Raw genomic sequence first — 23098 nt, 5'->3', positions numbered from 1 at the left:
GGTCCGGGTCAGAGCAGGCCCAGTTCTGCCGCGGTGCGATCCACGGCGCGGCGGGTTTTGTCGATCAGCTCGTCAATCTGCGCATGGCTGATCACCAGGGCCGGCGCCATGATCATGCGGCCTGCGGTGGAGCGGATGATCACGCCTTCTTCAAAGCCATGGGTGCGGCAGCGCCAGGTGATGTCGGCCTCGTTGGCAAAGCGTGTGCGGCTGGCTTTGTCCTCACAGAACTGCAAGGCGGCCACCATGCCGGTGCCCTGGATTTCGCCCACCAGCGGGTGCCGGTCAAAGACTTCACGCAGCGACTTTTGCAGGTAGGGGCCGGTGTCGTTTCTGGTGCGTGTGACAATGCCTTCCTGATCCAGCGCATTGAGGTTGGCCAGTGCCACGGCCGCCGCCACCGGGTGGCCAGAGTAAGTCAGGCCATGGGCAAAGACGCCGCCGCGTTCGACCAGGGCATCGGCCATGCGCTTTGACAGCACCAGACCGCCCATGGGCACGTAGCCAGAGGTCAGCCCTTTGGCAATGCTCAGGGTGTCTGGCTCAAAGCCAAAGTGCTGATGCGCAAACCATTCGCCGGTACGGCCAAAGCCGCCAATCACTTCATCGGCACACAGCAAGACGTCGTATTTGCGGCAAATGCGCTGGATTTCCGGCCAGTAACTTTCCGGCGGAAAAATCATGCCGCCGGCGCCCTGGAAGGGCTCGGCCACAAATGCTGCCACTTTGTCGGCGCCCAGCGCCAGAATGCGGGCCTCCAGTTCCTGCGCGCATTTGAGGCCGAATGCCGCCGGGCTCAGCTCGCCGCCGTGGGCATACCAATAGGGCTCGCCAATATGTTCAACGCCGGGGATGGGCAAGCCGCCCATCTCGTGCATGAACGCCATACCGCCCAGCGAAGCGCTGCCGACGGTGGAGCCGTGATAACCGTTGTGGCGGCCAATGAAGATTTTCTTCTCTGGCTGGCCCATGACATCCCAGTACCGGCGCACGGTGCGGATCAGCACTTCGTTGGCCTCAGAGCCCGAGTTGGTGTAGACCACGTGGCTGTAATGGCCGGGCAGCAGATCAAACAGTTTTTCCGAGAGTTCATTCACCGCAGGGTGCGTGGTGTGAAAGAACATGTTGTAGTAGCTCAGCTGTGCCATTTGCTGGCTGGCGGCGCTGATCAGATCACGGCGGCCGTAGCCGATATTGGTACACCACAGGCCAGACATGCCATCCAGGTATTGCTTGCCTTCGCTATCCCACAGATACACGCCTTCGCCTTTGACCATGACGCGCGGGCCTTCCTGATTCAGCGCCTTCTGGTCAACAAATGCGTGGATGTGGTGGGCGGCATCAATGGCTTGATAGCGCTGGGTAGACGTGGACATGACAATCTCCTTGGGCGCGCTTTAGCGCTGCAATTGAATCCAGGTGGTCTTGAGCTGGGTGAATTTGTCGAACGCATGAGGCGAGAGATCGCGGCCAAAGCCTGATTGCTTGACCCCGCCAAACGGCACGCCGGGGTCCAGCGCATCGACCGTGTTGACCGATACCGTGCCGGCGCGCAGGGCGCGGGCCACGCGGTGGGCGCGAGTCAGATCATCGGTCCACACCGCAGCGGCCAGGCCGTAAATGCTGTCGTTGGCCATGGCAATGGCCTCGGCTTCGCTATCAAAACTGAGAATGGACAACACTGGCCCGAAGATTTCTTCGCGGGCGATGGTCATGTTTGGGGTTACGCCGGTGAAGATGGTGGGGCCGATATAACAGTCGCTCTCGCCCACGCGCAGGCGCTGGCCGCCGGCCACCAGCGTGGCGCCTTCATCCTGGCCCAGCTTGATGTAATGCATGACGCGATCAGTCTGGCGGGCATCGACCAGCGCGCCGGTGCGGGTGGCCGGGTCCAGCGGGTTGCCCGGTTGCAAGGTGGTGATCTCGGTCAGCAGCTTGTCGACAAAGCGATCGTGGATACTGCGCTCCAGCAACAGGCGGGAGCTGGCCGAACACACCTGGCCCTGGTTGAAGAAAATCCCCATGGCGGCTTTGCGCACGGCGGCATCCAGATCGGCGCAATCGGCAAACACCAGGTTCGGGCTTTTGCCACCGCATTCCAGCCATACCATTTTCATGTTCGATTCGCTGGCGTAGCGCATGAACAGCTTGCCCACCTCGGTCGAGCCGGTAAACGACACGCAGTCGATATCCGGATGCAGGCCAAGGGCTTTGCCCACTTCTTCACCAAAGCCAGGTAACACGTTGAGCACGCCATCCGGCAAGCCGGCCTGAGTGGCCAGCTCCGCCAGCCGCAGGGCTGACAACGGCGATTGCTCCGCCGGTTTGAGGATGACGCTATTACCTGCCGCCAGCGCCGGCCCCAGTTTCCAGGCCGCCATATCCAGCGGGAAATTCCACGGGATCACCGCGGCCACCACGCCCACCGGCTCGCGCGTGACCAGTGCCAGGGCATCCTGGCCGGTGGGCGCCACCTGGTCGTACAGCTTGTCGGTGGCTTCGGCGTACCAGTCCAGCACTGCCGCCGTGCCGGGCACATCAATATTGAGTGCATCGCTGATCGGTTTGCCCATATCCAGGCAATCGAGCAGCGCCAGTTCTTCGCGATGTTCCAGCACCAGTTGCGCCAGCCGTTGCAGCACTTTCTTGCGCTCACGCGGCGCGCAGCGTGACCACGTGCCGGCGTCAAAGCTGCTGCGGGCGGCGGCCACGGCCCGGTCTGCATCTGCCGCAGCACAGCGCGCCACGTTCGCCAGCGCCTTGCCCGACAGCGGGCTGATCGCCTCAAAGGTGCGGCCATCGGCGGCCTCGACAAAACGCCCGCCGATATACGCCAGCCGGCGCGGTTGCACAGTGCGGGCGCGTTCTTCCCACATGGCTTGATCCTGGGTTTGCATCCGTTTCTCCAGAAGGTGTGCCGGGGCGGCACAGCGACAGCGCGGCGTTAGCTGCACTGCACGATTTAAGGCGATACTAGTGAGCATCTGGAGAGACGGACATAACGCTGAGACGTTAGAAGTCCGGGGTTAGAACTAACCTGTCGGGGGTAGCAGGCATGCTGCTGGATGTAGCAGAACTGGCGTTCCACCAGCGTTTGGGGCGATTGATCAACAGTCAGGGCGAGGCCGCTTTCTGGCCGGCGCTGGCCGGTTTTTTGCGGGAAGTAGTGGAGTTTGATACCTGGGTAGCCGTGCTGTTCCGCGCCGCCCAGCCGCCACTGGTGCTGGCAGACAGCGCCGTCAACTATGCCGAAGGCAACCTGTTTGACGACTACATGCGCGGGCTGTATCTGCTTGATCCGTTTTATGGTTTTGGCCTCGGCGCCATTGCGCCCGGCGCCTACCGGCTGGACGAAGTCGCACCGGACAGTTTTCGGGAAACCGAATACTTCAAACGCTATTTCTCACGCAATGTAGTGGAAGACGAACTGCAGTTCCTGTTGCCCCTGCCCGGCGTGGGCACGCTGTCGCTGGCGCTGGGCAGCAAGCGCCGGTTCAGCGCAGACGAAATGGGCGCCGCCGTCTTGTACACCCCCTGGATCTTGCCGCTGATGCGCCACGGCGCGCGGCTGGTAGCAGCGCCGGAGGAACCCAGCGGACAAGATCGCCACCACCGGCTGGAAGAAGCCCTGCGCCAGCGCGGCGACCCGCACCTGACCGAACGGGAAGTACAAGTCGCCTTGCTGATCCTGGCCGGGCACTCCACCAAAGGCGTAGCCCGACACCTGGGCATCTCGCAGGAAACCGCCAAAGTCCACCGGCGTAACCTGTATGGCAAGCTGGCAGTCACCAGCCAGGCAGGGCTGTTTTTGCTGTTTGTGGGGCTGGAATAAAAGGCCTGGCCGAGGGGAGGGGGTGTTGGTGCTGGCGGCAGTGGTGAGGTTGGGGGCTAATTGTGGCTGGGTGCTTATCGGCCGAAGCGGACGTTCTTACTTCATGGCTTCGCCGTCCGTTTTCGATCCAAAGCGGACGCGCTGCCCAGCAACAGCGCCTGACTTGAAGTCCGTAAAATTGTCAGCATCGCTCTCCTGATCTCCCAAAAATGACCGTACCATGAGTGGAGTATGGTGTTTTATAGCCGGCCGCCATTCCTTCAAGAAGTGAGCGCTACAACGTCACGACTATTTTGCCGATCTGTTGATTGGACTCGAGATACCGATGCGCATCGACAATATCCTCAAATGAAAAACTGCGGTCTATCGCTGGCTTGAGCGCCCCCCGGGCAAGTCCGTCGAGGATAAAACGGGTTGCGCGGGCAAGGCACTCGGGGTCATTGACCACTTCACTGAAGACATATCCGCGCACAGTCAGGCTTTTGCGCAATGCTGTTTTGAGCGGATACAGCGTCGGCTCCGGGCTGAGCGCACCATGAACAATCAGCATGCCAAACGGGCTCATGGCCTCGGCAATGTCGGCGAGTTGCGGGCCACCTACCGCATCAAAAGCAACCTGTAATCCCTTGTCACCGGTCATTTCTCTTATGCGCGCCAGTAGGGGTTCTTCTTGTGTGGCAATAACATGCTCGGCACCGCCGGCAATCACTGCAGCCTTCTTGGTGCTTGTCAGTGTCGTGCCGATGGGCGTAGCTCCGAGCATTCTGGCGATCTGTATCGCTCCGAGCCCAACACTGCTTGACGCTGCTGTAATCAGTACCGTATCACCCGGACTCAAAGCTGCCGTTTCAACCAGTGCGCCATAGGGCGTCAGGTATTGCATCCAGGCTGAAGCAGCTTCTGCAAATGACAAACCGGCCGGCTTGAGGGCCAGATATTGCTGCGGCACCACCAGCTCGTCTGCATAGTAGCCATAGCGGGAAGCGCCAAGCTGGGGAACAACACACACAGGATCCCCAATCCGCAAGTCGTTAACCTCTGGGCCAACTCCAATCACGACCCCAGCAGCCTCGTAGCCTACGGTCGAGGGTAGAACTGCCTGCTCAATGTACTGGCCACGCCGGAACATGGCGTCGGCGCGATTCAGCGCAAGCGCTTTCACGGCAATCCGCACATCGGTTGATGCGAGGGTCTGTCGCGGCAGGGTTTCAATTTGCAGGACTTCGGGACCGCCCAGTTGATGAAAACGCACAACCCGCACGGTTTGCCTTTGGTTATCAATACTTATGCTCATCGCGATACCTCCTGCCGATGGCGCCACGCGACGCGGACGCCATCGCAAACAGCAATCAGGACTCAATAACGTCGATCACAACCTTGATATTGGCACCTTGTTCGACGGCATCATGTGCGGCCATGGCTTTATCAAGTGTGAACCTGCGTGAATCGAGCACTGCGCGAACCTGACCGGCTTCCACCAGCGCGGTGACGCGACGGAGAATCTCGCCGTGATGCGCACGGCGCTCGCCACTGAGCATCGGGTGCAACACGAAGACACCACTGACGTCTGTCGAGCGCAGGGACGATGAGGCCAGGTTATGCGGTCCGAAGGCAGCGCAGCTCACTACCCGGCCATAGTGGCGGGTAGCGCCCAGCGATGCTTCCAGCGTAGGACCACCCACAGTGTCGTAAATGATGTCAAAACCCTGACCCTGGGTATATTCCTGCAAGTACTGCTCTAGAGGGGTCTTGGTGTAGTCAATGGCCGTCGCGCCCAGTTCTTTGACCAGCGGCAGCTTGTCGGTGCTAGTCGTCGCAAACACCTTTGCGCCGAGTGCTTTTGCTATCTGGACAGCCATATGGCCGACGCCACCTGCGCCGCCTTGTACCAGAACGGTCTGACCTGGCTGGATATTGGCACGATCCACCAGGCCTTCCCATGCAGTAAGGGCGACCAGCGGAATGGCTGCTGCTTCACGCATGGAAATGTTCTTCGGCTTCAGGGCGATCAATGCAGCATCGACATTGGCATATTCAGCCAGAGAGCCCTGCAGGCCTCGCACGCCCCCGGTCAGGCCGTAGACCTGGTCGCCGACGGCGAATTCGACAACGCCAGCGCCGATTGCAACGATTTCACCGGCCAGGTCAGTACCCAACACAGCTGGCAAAACCGGCATGGCATAGGGTGCCTGACCGGTCCTGATCTTGTAGTCGATCGGATTCACGCCGCTTGCATGGATTTTGACCTGCACTTCGCCTTGGCCAGGCGCGGCAAGATCAATCTGTGTGTCACGGAAAGGTGCACCTTCGTAATTGTCGAGAATAAGTGCACGCATGGATGTTTTGGTAGTCATGGTTATGTCCAGAAAAGCGGCCTCCGGCGCCAAACCAGAGGCTGAAAAATACAATCAGAATTCCTGCACTGTGGGACGCAGAACGATCTCGTTGATATCTACATCGGCGGGCTGTTCGATGGCATACGCAATGGCGCGAGCAACCGAGTCAGCTGGAATGGCAATCTTGTAGAAGTCTTTGACGAAGGCCGAACTTTGCTCGTGCGAGCTACCCAGTTTGAGCTCGGTGTCGATTGCACCCGGTTCAATGGTGGTGGTCCGGATTGCGCCACCCACTTCATGCCGCAGACCTTCCGAAATGGCGCGCACTGCAAACTTGGTGCCGCTGTATACAGTGCCACCGGGGCTAAACACCTTGATGCCGGCAACGGAGGAGATGTTGATGAAATGCCCGCTGCCTTGCTGCTGGAAGACCGGCAAAGCCGCAGCGATGCCGTAGAGGACACCCTTGATGTTGATGTCGATCATGCTTTCCCATTCGTCCACTTTCAGTTCTGACAGTGGCGCGATTGCCATCAGACCTGCGTTATTGACCAGAACATCGATGCGGCCAAAAACGCTCAGGGACTTGCTGATCAGGGCTTTGACATCGTCGACGGCGGTGACGTCGGTTTTCACGACTTCAACCTTGCCACCCTTGGCGCGGATGTCCTCGGCGATGGCTTGCAGTTTCTCTACACGCCGAGCGGCAAGTACAACCGAGGCACCAAGGCCGCTCAGGTGACGTGCCGTTGCTTCACCCAGACCACTGCTTGCGCCAGTAATAACAATAACTTTGCCCGCGATACTCATGATTTTGCTCCTTGCTGTACACGGTTAAATGAAAAACGAATGCTTTGGATGCGTGACAGTATGAGTGAGCCGATAAGCACAGAAAATGGAAGTGTTTGGATTTCAAAAACAACTAAAATGGAATAATTAGGATCAACCTGCAGGAACGCACCGTGCTTAACCGTCTGGAAATGCTGCGTATTTTCATTGCCACCGCTGAAGCGAGTAGCTTCAAGGAAGCTGCAGCACGCCTCGGCATCTCACCACAGGCTGTGACGCGTGCGATCAAAGAGCTTGAACAGCTGCAGGGCGAACTCCTGTTTCATCGCAATACACGCAATATGCGCATCACCAGCTTTGGAGAAACCCTGGCAGGACAAGCCCGGGTGAGTGTGGGAGCCCTTGACGAGCTATTCTTGCGTGACAAGGCTGAGGCAGATTTCGAATCAAGCGGTCTCGTGCGGGTTGCCGCACCGGTGGGTCTGGGGCGATTGCGGTTGCTGGATGTCCTGACCGCGCTCGCTGTCGAGCATCCACGCATCACCTTCGATTTGCATCTGAGCGATCAGCACTCTGATGTGGTGGACGAAAAAATCGACATCGGGGTCCGCTTTGGCTTCATGCGGGACAACCGCTTTGTTGCCCGCAGGGTGACGAGTCAGCGCTTCCATGTGGTGGGCACCCCCGATCTGATCCGTCAGGTCGGGGCGCCGCAGGATATCGGGCAGCTTGATACGCTACCCACCACCGCTTTTCTTGATGCCAGTACCGGCCGCGCCTGGCCCTGGTTATTCAAGGGCGGAATACAATGCAATCCCGCCCGACCACGATTCACCGTCAATGATGGCGAAGCGGAGTGTCGCGCCGTCCTCGCCGGGCTCGCATTTGCCCAAATGCCTTCTTTTCTGGCTGAGCCCTATATGGCATCGGGTGAGCTGGTTCCCGTATTGGCCGAACTGGAACCGGAACCATGGGATATCTACGTATATCGCCCCCAGAAAGGCCCTGTGCCCGCACGTATAAGGCTGGTACATGACCGCCTTGTTGCGGCACTGGCGGGAACATCCGGAGTCAGCGGGACTGAAGCGGCGGCAAGCCCATGAAGGGCGTGCCACCTGCGATGTTCTCCCAAGTTTGACTAGGGCAGCGATTCAGTGTCCATGGATGCGTAGGTTTTCGATTCAGGTGATGGACGCTTTCCAGTGCAAAGCGGACTTGCGCTGCCGCATGCGCCAACTTCCGCTTCGGCCGATTTGCCGCCAGGTCAGGCCAACTATGGGCAGTTCGTCGGCCAAGGCTGCCAGCCCTGACAATATGCTGGCGTGATCGCGATCGTCCATGAAGAAACGGTGGCCGAATGTCTGTTTCCGGATTGGTGACGTGGCACCTGAATATCCAACACAGCGGCCCCATCACGCGTCGCGTCTGCCTGAGTGCCCCCAACTCATCTCAACCGTCCGTCAGTTCTTTGAGGACGGCGTAAAACATCTGAAAGCGCTCTGTGCCGATCCGCTGCTCCCATTCGCGTTCGATCTGGTGCACCGTGGCGCGCTGGATTTCGGCCACTTTCCAGCCTTTCTCGGTCAGGGAAACAAGACGCGCAGGTGATCCCTCCACCGCAACCCTTTGCACATAACCCAGTTCTTCAAGTTGCTGCAGCAGATAGTTCATTGCCTGCTTGGACATGCCAGCGCGCTGTGCCAGGTCAATGGGGCGCTCGTTCTCCGGAGGTGGAAAGCGGAACACTTTGAAGTGGGCCGTCTGGATGTCAGCCAGGCCGGCCGAGGCCAATGCCTGCACCAGGCGCTGTTCCACGTGGCCGAGGCAATAGCGCAGCCGCGCCCCGATGAGTGGGTCATTGGGGTCTGGATCGCCGGAGAATCTCCGGTCGGAAAGGGATTGACGGTGGGTAGGCATGTGGTAAAGTCACTTTACTTCATTTCGAAGGAGTTGCGCGATGAATTCGACAGGTCATGAATTGATTACCATTGGCTCGTTGTCGATGAGGTTCCTGGTCGATGGTCGGGACACCGCAGGTCATATGGCGATGGCGGAAATGATTGTCCAGCCGCTCGCCAAAGTCCCGCCTCCTCATCGCCACGTCGACGTCGACGAGACAGTGCACATCCTGGAAGGATCGCTAACCTGTCGGGTCGACGATTGCGTCAGCGTCCTCAACAAGGGCGATTATGGCTTCTCGCCGCGCGGCAGCGTTCATCATTTCTCTAATCCTGGCGATGTTCCCGCGCGCGTGCTCGTGGTGTTTTCGCCTGCCAACATCGGGCCTGAATATTTCCGCGAGGTGGCCGACGTGCTGGGTGCAGGCGGCCCACCGGATATGGAGATGATCAAGTCTGTGATGAAACGCTACGGGATCGAACTGGCCTCTTGAGCGCCGCGCGGGCCGACCGCGATCTACCCGGATGCGTTGTGCAGGGCTCTGGCAGCGCAGTTCAGGCGAACAGCCCAGTGACCGCTGCAGGCAAGGCGATTGCCAAGGCGAAGGTGCGCTTCGGCTGCAAAGCGGCCTCGACGAAAGGACGTCGGGAGGAAAAGATGATCCACCCGCCTGACCCGGGATTCATCCGCGATTTCGTTCAATGCAATGTGTGGAACGGTGAATATCAGACAATCAAATGGACTGATCAGGTTTGCCCAAGGCAGTTCAAGTTGGTTAACAACGCTGGTTGTGCGCTCGGCATATCAACCGCGATGTACACAGCGGCCATCCAGAAACAACTCTCTTTGCTTCTCTCACGCAACTGCAGCACCACCCTGCGTTGCTCGTTCCAGGTCAGCATGCTGGTGCGCCTTTGTCCGCCCACAAGCAAGTAGTTGATATTGCATGATCATAAGTGCTGCCCCGAATTCCGGGTCTTGAGTGTAAACGCCTTTTTTTGCCTGATATGGCCGTGTTGTGGGCAGACGCGAGCGGGGTATCACAACCTCAGGGGGAATGGCTGCCCAGGCCATGTTCAGGGCCACGCACGATCAAGACAAAGCGACCCCAAAGAGCCGTTTTGTTTTTATTGCAACCTCGCCTCACACATCAGCGCCTTCCCCAAACGTAAACGATCAAGCTTGCGGTTTTCCCTCGGGGCAATGTCGTGGCAGGCCACAAAATCCTGCGCGGCTTTGCCGTTGTTTCCAACAGCTTGCCAGGGCCCAAAGCCAATAAGGTACGTTAAAAAAGCCCCGGCAAGACCGGGGCTTTTCAAGGCTGGCGTGCTCACGCGTTACGGATAGGCAAACCGGTAAACCTTGCGCATAGTCAGGTCCGTGGCGTACACATTGTCAAAGCTATCCACTGCGACGGACCACAGGCCCGTGGTTAATATCACCGTGTAGGTGTTCAAAACTGTTGCAGTCGTTGCACCAGGGGCAATCTTGTAAATCAGGTCCCCGGAAGCCACATACACATTGCCCTGCGAATCAATAGCCACACTCCGTACGCCGTGGAATGTCGTCCCACTGGCCAATTGCGTTGCGGATGTCGCGCCTGGCGCAATCTGGTAAACCTTGCTATCGCCGCTATCGGCTACATAAACATTGCCCGCAGCATCGACCGCAATGCCAAGAGGAGAGTGGAAACTGGTACCCATTGCCAGTTGGGTCGGGGTCGTTGCACCCGCTGCGATCTCGTAGACTTTGTTCGCGGTGTAGTCGGTCACATACAGATTGCCTGCTGCATCTACAGCCACACCCGTCGGGCTGACCAATGTAGTACTGCCCGGCACGACTGTTGCAGTGCTTGCCCCCGGCGCGATCACATACAACTTGCCATCGTCATGATCAGCCACGTAAACGTTACCTGCGGCATCAACCGCTGTGCCAGTCGGCCCACCGTAAGTTGTACCAGTACCAATCTGGGTTGCTGTGCTGGCACCCAGTCCGATCTGGTAAATCTTGCCGGAAGAGCTGTAATCAGGCACGTAGACATTACCTGCCGCATCGATAGATAAGAGCATGGGTTGGCCAAATGCGGTGGACGCAGCCAGTTCGGTAACCGCAGCAACACACCTCACGACTACGCTGGTCACGTTTGCGCTGATATTGCTGCCAGTCCCTTTATTCACTTTGCAGATTACGTCGGCGGGCTGACTGCTAACAGTCACGCCGTAGCTGCCGCCTGCGCTCACCGGGTTGGCAAAAGTAAAGCTGCCATTGGCACTGACAGTCAGCGTGTCGCCATTGCTGTTTTTCAGGGTCACGCCACTGCTGTTCAAACCAGAAACCGTGCCACCGACGGTATAGGTAGCAGCGACCGGCGCTGGTGTCGGAGTCGGCGTAGTCGAGGTGGCCGGCGCGGAAACGCTGCCGGCAGAATCATCGCCGTTGTTGCATGCAGTCAGCGCGACCGCCAGCAAAATGGGGATGAGATGAAACGCGGTTTTCATGAGTGCTTTTCTTTAAAGGGGAGTGATCCGGTCTCGAGGCCGGTTTATCTGATTTCTGTCAGTGTGTGTCTGGTGCCGTGTTGATTGCTCATCTCTGCGGCGCAGCAAAGTCTACCCGATCAGCCCCATAATTAATCGTAAGAAAACATACGTGTGTCATTTTTGCAGCGATTTTTCAGCTTGATTTAAACTCATTTCTGACAGTATTTACGGATGAAACAAAACCAGAGTTTGCCTATATATAAGCAATATCTTATTAATAATCATCAGAAACACTTGCAGATAGGCCAGAAGACGGTGTTTGAGATGTTACTGCGAGAGCATTTCAAATTCTTTCAATCCATGAAATTTTTAAAGGCAGGTCCGATCCAGCCAGAGGCTTCCGGGCTCTGCAAAATGGTTGCGGTTTGATGGCGCTGTACCTCGGGCATGCCGGCAGTGTGAAGCCGCTTTTCAACGCTTGGCAGACCGATGTTCAGCCAACGGGAAACGGCAGCTTCGGCCGACCAGCAGACCTCCATTGTGAAAACTCAAAACCCGGAAGACTCAACGCTTTTGGGGGCGGTTTATCCGGGGAAGTCCTGGGCTGCTGGCCAGGGGTCAAAGGCGACTTCCCCTTCAGAGCGTGCCGCTTGCCACTCCTGCCACAACACCATCTCTGCGTGCACGCCACTCACGCATAGACCCAAAGTAGCCGTACCGGGGTTTGCGCCTGGTTGGCGTAGCGGCAGGGTACGTGGGCGGGGATCTGGAAACCGTCGCCGGGGCGCAGGCGGTGTTCGGTTTCTTCCAGCCACAGGGTCAGTTCTCCTTCAAGCACGTAGCCGCCTTGTTCCGAGCTATCGAGCAGGTCGCGCTCGCCGCTGTGGGCGCCGGGTTCGAGGCGTGTCTCCAGCATGAAAAACGGGCCGCCCAGCCGAGGGGAGATAAGTTCGTCGGCCACGCCGTTGGCGTACGTCATGGCGCGTCGTTCGCCTGGCCGGGTCAGCCAGGGCGATGCCGGCTGGCCGTGGTCGCTGAAAAAATAGGTGGCGGCAACACCAAGGACCTGGCTGATCGCCACCAGGTCGTCGACGGCCAGGTGCGAGATCCCGCGCTCCAGCTGGGACACAAAGCCGACCGAGCGCCCGATGCCCTCGGCCAGTTGTTGCAGTGTCATGCCTTTGCGTTTGCGCAGTTCGCGCACCAGGCCGGCGACACCGGCTACTTTTGTATCTTGATCAGCCATGAATGAGATTGCCTTTTGCGTCAGAACAAGTCCCGCACACGGTAGTACGCTTTGCCGACGGCTTCCAGCGGTGCGGCCAGCAAGGGGCCGCCGGGAAAGCCAGGGTTGCGGATGCGCTGGTAGAGGTCCAGTAGTTCGGTATCCCCCAGCAAGGCGTTGCTGACGGCGGTGGCGGCGGCGAGCGTGGGTAGTACGCCGTGGCCGGAATAGCCTTGCAGCCAGTAACGGTTGCCCTTGCGGCCCACATCCGGGGTGCGGCGCATGCTGATATCAATGTGGCCGCCCCAGGCGTAGTCGATCTCGACGCCCTTGAGTTGCGGGAAGACCTTTTCAATATGCGGGCGAGTGGCGGCGCGGATGTCTGAGGGCATGCCGCCCAGATAAGTGCAGCCGCCGCCAAACAGCAGGCGGTGATCAGGCGTGAGGCGGAAGTAATCCAGAATGAACTGGTTATCGGTGACGCAGCAATTGCGCGGCAACAAGGCGCGGGCGAGGGCTTCACCCAGTGGCGCGGTGGCGACCTGGTAAGTGCCGACCGGCAGCAAGCGTTGCGAGAGGCCAGGATCAAGCTGATCAATATACGCATTGCAGGCCAGCACCAGCGCGGCACAGCGAATTTCACCGCTCGCGGTCTGCACCCGGTACCCGCTGCCGTCCTCTTTCCAGGATAAGGCGCGGGTCTGCTCATGAATGAGTCCGCCGGCCGTTTCAATGGCAGCGGCCAGACCATAGGCCAGTTTAAGCGGGTTGAGATGGGCGGCGTTGGGGTCGTACAAGCCCGCCTGGTAGCGCTCGCTGGCGATCCATTCAGGCAACCGGGCGCGCGGCACGAACTCAAGCCCCTGATAGCCCCAACGGGCAGGCGCTTCTTCCAGCCAGTGTTGCAGGATACTCACGCGGCGCGGCAGTACAGCGGTCCACAAATGCCCCACCCGATACTCGCAATCAAAACCGTGGCGCAAGGGCAGTTCGCGCAGTTCTTGCGCGGCCTGCAGCATGCTTTGCCACAGCCGCAGCGCACCTTCGTGGCCCAGATCGGCCTCTAGCGGCGCCAGATCGCTGGACCACCCCGGAATCGCCTGGCCACCATTGCGGCCGGATGCGGCCCAGGCAATGCGGCTGGCTTCGATCACGCACACCTTGCGCCCGGCACTGACCAGCCGCAGCGCGGTGTGCAGCCCGCTGAAGCCGGCCCCGACGATCAGGACATCGCAATCCAGATCACCGGCCAACGGGGCGCGCGGCTGGGTTAGTTCCGGGCTGGCGGCGGCATACCAGGAACCGATGTGCGTCGTCGATTGAGCGAACATACTGCCTCCGTGAAAAAATGGCGTTATTTTTTCACAAGGTAGCATGAGGCGAAGACGACGGACAACGCTGTCGCCGGGGACTCGTTCAGGGCGTCTTTTATGTGGGGATGCCGCAACAGCTGGGGTTTCACGGTCGCCGCTGCATAACCGGCCTGGAAAACACGGTCTGTTACCGGCGCAACGCGGTGGCTGATGTTCTGACGATATCCAGCACCAATGCGCCGCCAGAAGCCGGTTCTTGCCCCCATTTACCGCCTTTGCTAACTTGGCGCCGGTTGCGGTTCTCTTCACTGTTGTTCACCCCCAGGATACGCCCCGCCATGCGCCGTGCCATGTTTGCCAGTGTTGTGTTCATGTTTAGCGCGCTGCTTGCGCGGGGTGAAGACGTCAAACTGGCCACCGACCTGCAAGAACAGATCAGCCAGATTCCGGTCACGCTCACCGGGCTGCATGGTGGTACGCAAACGCACGACATGGTGATCACCACGTTTCGGCCGGCGGGCGCCGGGCCATTCCCTGTGGTCATCATCAGCCACGGCCGTGCAACCACGCCGGCAGAACGGGCCGCAGAAGGGCGTTTTCGCTATGAGGTCGCCAGCCGCTACTTTGCGCGCAAGGGCTTTGTGGTGGTCGTGCCCACCCGCATTGGTTACGGTGTCTCTGGCGCGGCATTTGATGCAGAAGACTCGGGCCACGGGTCGTCTTCAGACCCCGCCATCGGGGTGGGTAATTCCACGATCGAGACCTTGGCAGCCATCGACTTTGCCCGCGCCCTGCCTGGCGTAGACCCCAAACGCATTGTGCTGGTGGGTCAGTCCATGGGTGGCCTGACCACGGTATCTACCGCGTCGCATAACCCGCCAGGTGTCGTGGCGGCGATCAACTTTGCCGGTGGCAGCGGCGGCGATCCGGATAGCCACCCTGGCGTGCCGGCTAACCCGGGCGCTCTGGATGCGCTGTACACCCAATGGGGCAAGGTAACGCAGCTGCCGATGTTATGGATTTACACGCAAAACGATCAGTTTTTTGGCCCGCGCTACAGCCAGCAATGGGCCACGGATTTTGCCGCCGGCGGCGCCAGGGTGGATTACCAGCTGCAACCCGCCTTCGGCAACAACGGCCATTTTCTGTTTGTGCAGGGCTCTGATTTGTGGACGCCGATTGTCGAGCGCTGGCTAGCCGCTCAGGGCTTTACCCGGACTGGTTTGATTGCCCGTCCGGCTGCAACATCGACAGCGCCAGTGACCGCAGACAGCGCCCTGCCGGGCATGGGAGACAAGAGCAGCGAAGTGGCGAAGCGCTATCTGGCGCTGCCGCAACCACGGGCCCTGGCCATCAGCGGCGACGGCCATTGGGGTGAGGGCCACGGCGACGCGGCGCTGGGCAAAGCGTTGGGGGCCTGCCAGCGTAACAGCCCCAATACCCAATGCCGTTTGTATGCGGTGGATAACGACGTAGTGTGGTGATAGTGGGTTGCAGGCAAGAGGTGTGGTTCTGCCCGCAACTGGACTTTGTTTAACCTGGCGGATGCGGCCAGCCGTATGTCATTCCTCAACCCGCTGCGACGGCAGGATGAGCCCCGTGCATACCCGCCGGGGCTCACCTGCAGCTCATCACGCCGCCTGCCGGACTTCGGCTTGTTCCGCTGGCTGGATCAGCAGCCGGTTGGCAAAGAAACAGATCAGCGCCAGGATCAGGTACACCACCAGCAAGGCCGGTGCGCTGTGTACCGACAACAAACTGAGCAGGAACGAGGTCACGCTGGTGATCAGGATGTTGATCAGGAACATCAGCGCAGTGGCGGTGCCGGCGATGTGCCGGAACAGCGACAAGCCGCGGCCCATGGACATCGGGAACAACATGCCCTGGCCGAAGAACATCAGGGCGCTGATGCCGCACAGCAGGGGCAGGCTTTCCGGCCAGATCTGAGCCAGGCCCAGCGCGATCAGCACCACGGTCAGCAGCAGGCTGGTCATGACTTGCTGCACGCGGGCCACCGGGAACCGTTTGACCACGGCACGGCAGACAAAAGTTGCCAGCATGAACACGCAGCCCAGACCGAAGGCGATGTGGCCAAAGGTGATCGGGGAGTAATGCCAGGCGCTCTGGATAATGAACGGGCCGACGGTGTTGAAGGCAATGCTCATCGAATAAATGGCGCCCATCAGCACCACCATGCCCATGAACTGGCGATGGCGGATCACTTCGCCCAGATTGCGGCGAATGGTGTGCACGGACAGCGGGTGACGGCGGAAATGGGTTTCCGGCACCAGAAAGACCACCAGCAACCACATCAACGCCATAGAGACGGCGAAGAACACAAAGCATGCCTGCCAGCCAGCGTACACCTGCAGATAACCGCCCAGCACCGGGCCGATGATCGGGCCAAGGCCGAACATGCTGCCGGAGAGCACGCCGATTTTCACGAGTTCATGCGCTTCGAGCACATCCGGAAAGATGGAGCGCGCCACTACCGAAACCGTGCCGACCATCAGACCCTGAATCAGGCGGGTAGCCAGCAGTACCGGCAGCGACGGCAAGCACAAGGGCAACAGGCTGATCACCACAAAACCGGCCATGCCACCCAGCAGCAATTTGCGGCGGCCCCAGGCGTCTGTCAGAAAGCCGGACGAGAAATTGCCCAGCGCGTAGCCCAGCAGATACAGGCTGATCAGGTTCTTGACGGCGCTGTCGGACTGGCCCAGTTCAGAGGCCATGGCCGGCAGCGACGGGGCGATCAGGTCAACCGCCATGCCGAACAGCGGCATCAGCAGCAACAGTACAGCCAGCATGCGTTTCTGCTGCCAGGGGGTCAGGGAGAGCGTGTTATCTGTCATTGATTATTGCTCCTCGTCGGGCTGCAGATTGGTGTTCATCTTGTCCAGCATGGCGTGCATCCGGGCGTGTTCTTCTTCGCTGAAACCCAGAAACATTTGCTGTTCCACGCTGTTCATGGCGGCCAGCAGGCCGGGCATGCGTTCATTGCGGCAAAGCTCGGTCATCTGGACAAACATACAGCGGCGGTTTTCCTGCCAGGGTCGGCGGGTCACGTAGCCGTCTTTTTCCAGCGCATCCAGCGTGCGGGCCAGTTGGGCCGGGTCCATATCCAGTTGGCCAAGCAGGTTTTTCTGCGTGCCGTCGCCATGCACGTGCAGCATCAACAGCACCTGGCATTGCGGCCGGGTAATGCCGGCGCTTTGCAGATAAATGTCCAGCTTTCGCCGCTTGAGGTTCACGACATGCGCCAGTTTGTGGCCGAGATAGGGAAGCATGCTTGTCTCTGAGTTGACTTATGCAACAATTGTATTTATCAACTCATGACAAAGTCAATTGTCATTTCAAGCCGGGAACAAACGCTGATCTGTGACGGCGATGAGCGCCTCAAGCCAGAGCGCACGCGTCCCCGCGCCTGCAGCAGGGCGCGCTTGCGTGGGATGTTGTTCAGGAGAAGCTGAGGGCCACGTGGATATTGCTGCGCGTGGCACTGGCATACAGGCAAGTCTGGTGTGCGGCATCAATGATCGCCTGCGCCACATTGCGCTCCAGTTCAGGCAGGCTCACCTTCAGGCGTGCGCCCAGAAAATAGCCGTCCGTTGCGTCTTGCAGGTCGATTTCGGTGTTGATGGCAAAGCCTGGCGGCAGCAATACGTTCATCTTGCGGGCCGCCAGTTGCATCGCCCCTTCGAAACAGGCCGACCAGCCGGCAGCAAAAAGTTGTTCTGGCCTGGTGTCCGGCGCCTCTGCGTCCGGCGGTGCCAGCAAGTCTTTGAAACGGCCGTCGACGCTGCGGGCGGTGCCGTTGCTGCTCCCGATGGTCTGGACCTTTGCGGTGTAAATGGCTTTGTGCTGTTCCATGGGGCCGACTCCTTGATGCAGTGACAGGTCATCGCGGTAGCCTGACCAGGGCCAGGCCGTACCGCGCGATTTATGCATATGGAATCGTATGGATGGAACGCGTGACGCGCACGTTATGCGTTGTGATGAAGTGTTAGCGCGGTGCGGCCGCCGGTGCGCTCAATCCCGGGGTGAGTCCAGTTGTTGCAGCAGTAAACTGGCTGCGAGCAGATCGGCCGTCTCAAAACCTTCTTCGAAATGGCCAAGGGTGCTGGCCAGCAGGTCACGCGCTTGCTGGCGTCTGGCGGGCGCCCACAGGCGGGCAAGGTCGGTGGCTGCGCGCAGCGTCCAGGACAGCGCGCCCTGGCGCTGGCTGAGTGCCAGTGCTTCAGCCAGGCAGGCCTGCGCGGCCAGGACATGATCACCTTCGGTCTGCTGCAAGGTACGCGCCTTGATCCGCAATAGTTCGGGCAGGTAGTAAAGGTCGCCGTTCGCGTTGACCTCTGCAATGGTGTGTTCCAGCAGAGCGAGCGCTTCGCCGGTCCGGCCGGCAGCCCCAAGGCCCTCGGCCAGGGCCAGGTTGAACCCGGTGTTCAGCAACTCGTAGCGCGACTCATGCAGTTCAACCAGGCAACTGCGAATGGCCGCAATGCCTTGCTCGATGTCGACGCCTGTGCGGATAGCCAGCTCGCCTTTCACGCCCCGGCCGACAGCCAGATACGGCCCGAGCGAATGGGCCTGGGCGCAGGCGATAAAGCGATCGATATCGGCCTCGGCCCGCGCAAAATCGCCCGCCCAGACGTAAACCGACACCGCCCAGATCAACGCAATGCACAGCGTGACCGGGTGATCCAGTTTGCCGGCGTCTTCCACGGTGCGCTGTGCCGTCTGCATGGCCAGATTTGCGTGGCCCCGCAGCCAGAGCGTGCGCGCCAGGGCAATGCCGGCCCGATTGCGGTGATCAAAGCCGATGTAGATCGAGCTTGTGCGGCGGGGTTGCATTGGCGCGGCGAGGGCGGCTTCCAGCAAGGTGCGCGCTGCGATCTGATCGCCGATCAGATGCTGGCACAGGCCCATGATGGCATTCGCCGTGGCGATGGTGGCCGGATCAGCACTGGCGGTCGCGACGCTCATGCTGCGTTCGGCTTCACTGAGTGACGCTTTGAAATTGCCGACGCGCTCGTCAAAAATCTGCAGCGCCCCCAGCAACTGGACCTGACTGGGCGCATCGCCCAGCGCCTGGGCCAGCTCCAGACTTTTGGCCAGCGCTACGCGCACATCGTCGGTATTGCCGCGGGTAAACATCAAGGACAAGCCCAGCGCGGCGAATAACTGCATTTCGGCGCGCAGGCCGTGTACCACCGGATTCAGGACACGGAGTGCCCGCTCGGCCCACTGGCGGCATTCGATCAGCAGGGACGTCGCCAGCAGCATGGGGGTGGCTGCGGCGGCCACGGCGACGGCGAGATCAATCTCGCCATCCGGGCCGAAACTCCACTCCAGCGCGGCGCGCACATTGGCGATATCGGCCGGCGCGCTGGCGCTGCTGGCCGCAGGCGCGGCGCAGAGGTCTTCCAGATGGCGTAGGACGTAACGTGCGTGCCGTCGCGCCAGGCCGTCGATCTGTTGGTCTGATTTGGACAACAGATAGTCGCGCGTGCTTTCCAGCAGGCGGTACTGGATCAGCGAGCCGGTCAGATGCACCGCAAGCAGGGATTTCTCTGCCAGACAGGCCAGTGTGTCGACCACGTCTTCTTCTGAGAGCGCGCCCGCGGGCACCACTTGCCGCGCGGCCGCCAGCGTGAAATCCCCGACAAAGACGGGAAGCTGGCAGAGCACGCGCTTTTCCCGGTCGTCCAGCAGGTCGTAGCTCCAGTCAAGCGTGGCGCGCAGCGTCTGGTGGCGTGGCAAGGCGCCCCGCTGACCGCGCCATGCCAGCGTCAGGCGCTCGTTCAACAGCGCAGCTGTTTGCTGAAGCCCGTAGGTGGCCACACGCCGCGCAGCCAGTTCAATCGCCAGCGCCAGACCGTCCAGCTTGCGGCAGATATCTGCGACCACGGGCGCGTCGGCATCGCTCACATCCAGCGTCGCACCACTGGCGCCGGCCCGCTCTACAAAGAGCCGCGTGGCCGGGTAAGCCAGGATGGCATCGGCGGTCACGCCAGGTTGATCAGGCGGCGTGGCCAGTGGCTCCAGCCGGAAAACCTGCTCGCCGGGCACATGCAAGGGTTCGCGGCTTGTGGCCAGGATGTGTACATCTGTCGTGGCTTGCGCAATGCCACTGGCCAGCCCCGCAGCGGCATCGATCACGTGCTCGCAATTATCCAGAATCAGTAGCAGGCGCTTGTCCCGCAGCCAGGCCAGCAAGCTGGGCAGCGGGTCGGCAGAACGCACCGACAGGCGCAGCGCGGCGGCCACGGCAGTGGGCACCAGGGCCGGATCGCTCAGCGCGGCGAAGTCGACGAAGGCAATCGCATCGCCCAGCCGTTCGCGGCTGTCATGGCCGACCTTGATCGCGACACTGGTCTTGCCGACACCGCCGGCCCCGACAATCGTGAGAAACCGGCTGGCCGCCAGCCGTTGCGAGATCGCGGCAACGTCCTGGCCGCGCCCGTAGAGTTCGGTCACTTGCCCGGGCAGGCTCACGTCCAGCCGCTGCGCCCCAATGTGTTCATCCGGCGCCAGCAACTCGCCCTGGGTTGATAACTCGGCAACAAAGCTGTACCCGCGCCCCATCACATTAGAGATATACCGGGCACCATCAACCCCGTCGCCCAGCGCTTTGCGGATCAGGGTGATCTGGAGCCGCAGGCTGCCTTCGGTTACCACCATGCCGGGCCATGCGGCGGCGATGAGCGCGTCTTTTTCGACCACTGAACCGGCCTGGGCGACGAGGGCCAGCAGCACGTCCAGCGCCCGGCCACCCAGCTCTACCGGTACGCCCTGGCGTGTTAACAAGCGCTCGGCAGGGAACAACTTGAATGAGCCAAAACAGAGGCATGCACCTGGATCAAACGGAGAAATCGGGCGCATGTGCGATCTGGCCATGAAGGTTCAGTGGGGTGTCTGGTGAATGAAGGTGGAGGGCGAAACCGGCGTTGCCGGGTTCAGCGCAAGAGTACCCATTTGGCATGCGGGTTTCGAGCACAAAATGCAGTTACCGGCTCAGGTATTGCATGCCGCACAACAGGGCCATCGCACCCCAGATCCACCAGGCGCCGACGCCTTGCTGAATCCAGCGCCGGCTGCGGGTGCGCCATGGGGTTTCAACATAACGATGCAAAGCACTTGCCAGAGCCAGGGTGACCGCCAGAAAGACCAGATAAACGCCTGCGGCTTCGACCAGTTGCAGCTGTGGCAGGTTGGAGTCATCCGGAATACGATCCGGCAGACCATAGAACAAAGCCAGAAACAGCAGGTACAGCACAAAGGCGTGCACCATGTAGATGGCATAAGAATGCTGGCCCAGCCATTGCAGCGCCGGCGCACGCAACACGCGCTGGAACAGCCCCGGCCGGCCGCAGACAATACCCAGAATCAGCAAACCGGCCAGCGGGAAGATCGCCACATCGTTACGCACGCTGTGGTTGAACTGCAAAAACGCCAGCAACAAGCCAAAGGCCAGCCACGGTGTAAAAGCGGGCAGCACCAACGAGCGCGCCTGCACCAGCGCGGCAATCAGACAGCCAAGGAAGAACCCGGCCACGCACCACACCAGGTTGACGTAATCCGCCCCCAGTTGTGCCCACATCATGTACATCGCGCCCAGTGCCAGCACGGCGCAAACCCACAGCTTGATCCGCGGTAACAGGCACACCACGCCGGCAAACAGCAGGTAGGTATAGAACTCCACACTGATCGACCACGCCGGGCCGTTAAAGGTGAACCCGGCGTTATGCGGGCCGATGGCCTGGATCAGCAGCAGTTGCTGGAAAAAGGCATGCCAGGTGTTGGAGACAAACGGATCACCCAGGTTGTAGCCCATTTTCAGCAAGGGCGACTTGAGAAACTCTACCGCCAGAAAGATCGCCAGCATCAGCAGATGCACCGGGTACAGCCGCCCCAGCCGCAACAACTGGAAACGCAACACGGCGCTGCCGGACTCCAGCTTCTGGCCATAGGCGGTGTAAATCACAAAGCCGGACAAGACGAAAAACAACTGCACCATCAGCGCGCCGTTGCGGATGATTGCAACATCATGCAATGCGCTATTCCAGCCAGGAACATGAAACAGCACCACCAGCAATGCCGCCAGCCCGCGCAGGCTTTCAAGTTCCGCGTAGCGGGTTGCGCCAGCGGGCGCAGAGGGCAAAGAGGACATAACGGTGACGGCTGCACGGGAAAGGGGCCTGGATCGTAACCGAAGCCCCGTTGGCCCGCAACTTTGCCTGTAATTTCATCAGGATGGGCGTCAGCAGGGGCCCGCTATCCGTGCTGAAAAAGACGCGTCATGACGTGGGAGGGCAAGGCGATGACCTCTGCCGGTCGCCCACTTTGCTAACACCCCGTCAGGGCCCCGGGTTCACCGTAATCAGCCCGCGATCTCTGGCAATGGCAGCGGCGCGGGTACGCGAACTGGCTTGCAGTTTGCCCAGAATGGAGGCGACGTGCGTTTTGGTGGTGCCGACAGAAATGCCCAGCGAGCTGGCGATCTCCCGGTTGCAATTACCGTTGGCCAGCAGCGTCAGCACATCTTGCTCCCGCGCAGTCAGTGACTCGCGGGAGAGAGAGTCCACCAGCCGCTGCGACAGCGTGTCACTCAGATAACGCTGGCCCGCTGCCAGCCTGCGGATGCAGTCTTCCAGGGCGCCGGCATCGCAATCGATCAGCAGATAGCCGTGAATGCCAAGATCAAACGCGGTGCGCATTTCCCGCTCGCTGTCGCGCACGGTTAACAGCAACACCCGTGGGGCATGTTCCGGATAACGCGAGTTACCGCGCAATCGCTGCATGAACTGGCAAGCGGTGTCGTAATCCCCGATCAGGACATCAATACCGGTAAAGCGGCGTGACTCGACCCAGTCTGGCTGGTGTATCGATACGGTGATGTCTTTTGCGAAAGCGAGAAGTCTTTCGATGCCGCAGGCAATCAACGGGTTGCGGTGCGCTACGGCAACATGCAATGGCATAGAGTCGATCATGGCAATCCCTTGGCTGACAATGGTTGTTCTGCACCCGGACGGTGAGTTGCAGGCGCCCCGCAGCAGTGGGGTGATCCGGCCTGCGTGCCCGCAGGGGCGCGGACCAGCACCTGGTTGCGCTGGCTGACGCGTGCAAGTTCAATCAAAACCGGGATTGAGTATTCCGGGGTCAGCGCCGGTTGGTCTTGCACCCGAATGCTTTTTTTTGAATAAAAGGTGCGTTATGCAAAT

20 protein-coding genes are annotated in these 23098 nt (G+C 60.2%); 5 read left to right on the top strand and 15 right to left on the bottom strand.

What is annotated here, in order from left to right; genetic code table 11:
* Positions 1–8 precede the first annotated feature (8 nt).
* Both IEX57_RS10645 and IEX57_RS10640 read right to left on the bottom strand, forming a co-directional pair.
* A complete protein-coding gene (locus IEX57_RS10645; RefSeq protein ID WP_188704298.1) occupies positions 9–1376 on the bottom strand; it encodes an aspartate aminotransferase family protein in 1368 nt (455 codons plus the stop codon).
* Between the two features lie 21 nt (positions 1377–1397).
* Complete coding sequence (locus tag IEX57_RS10640; RefSeq protein ID WP_229708963.1) at positions 1398–2897, bottom strand: aldehyde dehydrogenase; 1500 nt, start codon at positions 2895–2897, stop codon at positions 1398–1400.
* 158 nt (positions 2898–3055) lie between these two features.
* Between IEX57_RS10640 and IEX57_RS10635 the strand changes: the two genes are divergently transcribed.
* Positions 3056–3832, top strand: a complete 777-nt coding sequence (locus IEX57_RS10635) for a helix-turn-helix transcriptional regulator (RefSeq protein ID WP_188704297.1) — start codon at positions 3056–3058, stop codon at positions 3830–3832.
* Positions 3833–4106: 274 nt separating this feature from the next.
* Here the strand turns inward: IEX57_RS10635 and IEX57_RS10630 are convergent, their stop codons facing one another.
* The 3 genes from IEX57_RS10630 to IEX57_RS10620 are packed head-to-tail and all read right to left on the bottom strand — an operon-like array spanning position 4107 to position 6978.
* Positions 4107–5126: a zinc-dependent alcohol dehydrogenase family protein gene (locus IEX57_RS10630; protein ID WP_188704296.1), complete on the bottom strand. Its 1020-nt coding sequence runs from the start codon at positions 5124–5126 to the stop codon at positions 4107–4109.
* 55 nt (positions 5127–5181) lie between these two features.
* A complete protein-coding gene (locus tag IEX57_RS10625) occupies positions 5182–6186 on the bottom strand; it encodes a zinc-dependent alcohol dehydrogenase family protein (RefSeq protein WP_188694512.1) in 1005 nt (334 codons plus the stop codon).
* Between the two features lie 54 nt (positions 6187–6240).
* Complete coding sequence (locus IEX57_RS10620; protein ID WP_229679093.1) at positions 6241–6978, bottom strand: SDR family oxidoreductase; 738 nt, start codon at positions 6976–6978, stop codon at positions 6241–6243.
* Positions 6979–7130: 152 nt separating this feature from the next.
* Here IEX57_RS10620 and IEX57_RS10615 point away from each other — a divergent pair, with 152 nt between their 5' ends.
* On the top strand, positions 7131–8060 hold the full coding sequence (locus tag IEX57_RS10615) for a LysR family transcriptional regulator (protein WP_188694515.1): 930 nt from the start codon (positions 7131–7133) through the stop codon (positions 8058–8060).
* A gap of 346 nt (positions 8061–8406) precedes the next feature.
* On the opposite strand, the gene IEX57_RS10610 is transcribed toward IEX57_RS10615, so the two are convergent.
* Positions 8407–8874 (bottom strand): MarR family winged helix-turn-helix transcriptional regulator, encoded by a 468-nt coding sequence (locus IEX57_RS10610; protein WP_188704295.1) that lies wholly within the window; start codon positions 8872–8874, stop codon positions 8407–8409.
* Positions 8875–8914: 40 nt separating this feature from the next.
* Between IEX57_RS10610 and IEX57_RS10605 the strand changes: the two genes are divergently transcribed.
* Entirely contained in the window at positions 8915–9349 is a 435-nt protein-coding gene (locus IEX57_RS10605; protein WP_188704294.1) for a cupin domain-containing protein, read from the top strand.
* Positions 9350–9426: 77 nt separating this feature from the next.
* A complete protein-coding gene (locus tag IEX57_RS10600; protein ID WP_188704293.1) occupies positions 9427–9792 on the top strand; it encodes a hypothetical protein in 366 nt (121 codons plus the stop codon).
* Positions 9793–10193: 401 nt separating this feature from the next.
* Here IEX57_RS10600 and IEX57_RS10595 read toward each other — a convergent pair whose 3' ends face one another.
* The 3 genes from IEX57_RS10595 to IEX57_RS10585 form a co-directional block, all read right to left on the bottom strand.
* Complete coding sequence (locus tag IEX57_RS10595) at positions 10194–11354, bottom strand: NHL repeat-containing protein (protein WP_188704292.1); 1161 nt, start codon at positions 11352–11354, stop codon at positions 10194–10196.
* Positions 11355–12027: 673 nt separating this feature from the next.
* Positions 12028–12582, bottom strand: a complete 555-nt coding sequence (locus IEX57_RS10590; RefSeq protein ID WP_188704291.1) for a helix-turn-helix domain-containing protein — start codon at positions 12580–12582, stop codon at positions 12028–12030.
* A 20-nt stretch (positions 12583–12602) separates the two neighbouring features.
* The gene (locus IEX57_RS10585) at positions 12603–13892 is read right to left on the bottom strand and encodes an NAD(P)/FAD-dependent oxidoreductase (protein ID WP_188704290.1); all 1290 of its coding nucleotides are present in this window, start codon (positions 13890–13892) and stop codon (positions 12603–12605) included.
* 320 nt (positions 13893–14212) lie between these two features.
* On the opposite strand from IEX57_RS10585, the gene IEX57_RS10580 reads away from it, so the two are divergent.
* Positions 14213–15358 (top strand): alpha/beta hydrolase family protein, encoded by a 1146-nt coding sequence (locus IEX57_RS10580; RefSeq protein WP_229708962.1) that lies wholly within the window; start codon positions 14213–14215, stop codon positions 15356–15358.
* A gap of 147 nt (positions 15359–15505) precedes the next feature.
* On the opposite strand, the gene IEX57_RS10575 is transcribed toward IEX57_RS10580, so the two are convergent.
* The 6 genes from IEX57_RS10575 to IEX57_RS10550 form a co-directional block, all read right to left on the bottom strand.
* Positions 15506–16729: a Bcr/CflA family efflux MFS transporter gene (locus tag IEX57_RS10575; RefSeq protein ID WP_188704289.1), complete on the bottom strand. Its 1224-nt coding sequence runs from the start codon at positions 16727–16729 to the stop codon at positions 15506–15508.
* 3 nt (positions 16730–16732) lie between these two features.
* The gene (locus IEX57_RS10570; protein WP_188704288.1) at positions 16733–17164 is read right to left on the bottom strand and encodes a MarR family winged helix-turn-helix transcriptional regulator; all 432 of its coding nucleotides are present in this window, start codon (positions 17162–17164) and stop codon (positions 16733–16735) included.
* A gap of 169 nt (positions 17165–17333) precedes the next feature.
* Positions 17334–17747 (bottom strand): Ohr family peroxiredoxin, encoded by a 414-nt coding sequence (locus tag IEX57_RS10565; protein ID WP_188704287.1) that lies wholly within the window; start codon positions 17745–17747, stop codon positions 17334–17336.
* Positions 17748–17906: 159 nt separating this feature from the next.
* Positions 17907–20774 carry an ATP-binding protein gene (locus tag IEX57_RS10560; protein ID WP_229708961.1) on the bottom strand — a complete coding sequence of 956 codons (2868 nt, stop codon included), beginning with the start codon at positions 20772–20774 and terminating at the stop codon, positions 17907–17909.
* 109 nt (positions 20775–20883) lie between these two features.
* On the bottom strand, positions 20884–22047 hold the full coding sequence (locus tag IEX57_RS10555; RefSeq protein ID WP_188704286.1) for an acyltransferase family protein: 1164 nt from the start codon (positions 22045–22047) through the stop codon (positions 20884–20886).
* 187 nt (positions 22048–22234) lie between these two features.
* On the bottom strand, positions 22235–22867 hold the full coding sequence (locus tag IEX57_RS10550) for a response regulator transcription factor (RefSeq protein ID WP_188704285.1): 633 nt from the start codon (positions 22865–22867) through the stop codon (positions 22235–22237).
* Positions 22868–23098: the final 231 nt, after the last annotated feature.

Origin of the sequence: Silvimonas iriomotensis, assembly GCF_014645535.1 — a bacterium.
Taxonomy (GTDB): Bacteria; Pseudomonadota; Gammaproteobacteria; order Burkholderiales; family Chitinibacteraceae; genus Silvimonas; species Silvimonas iriomotensis.
This window is presented reverse-complemented; position numbering and strand designations above follow the sequence as displayed.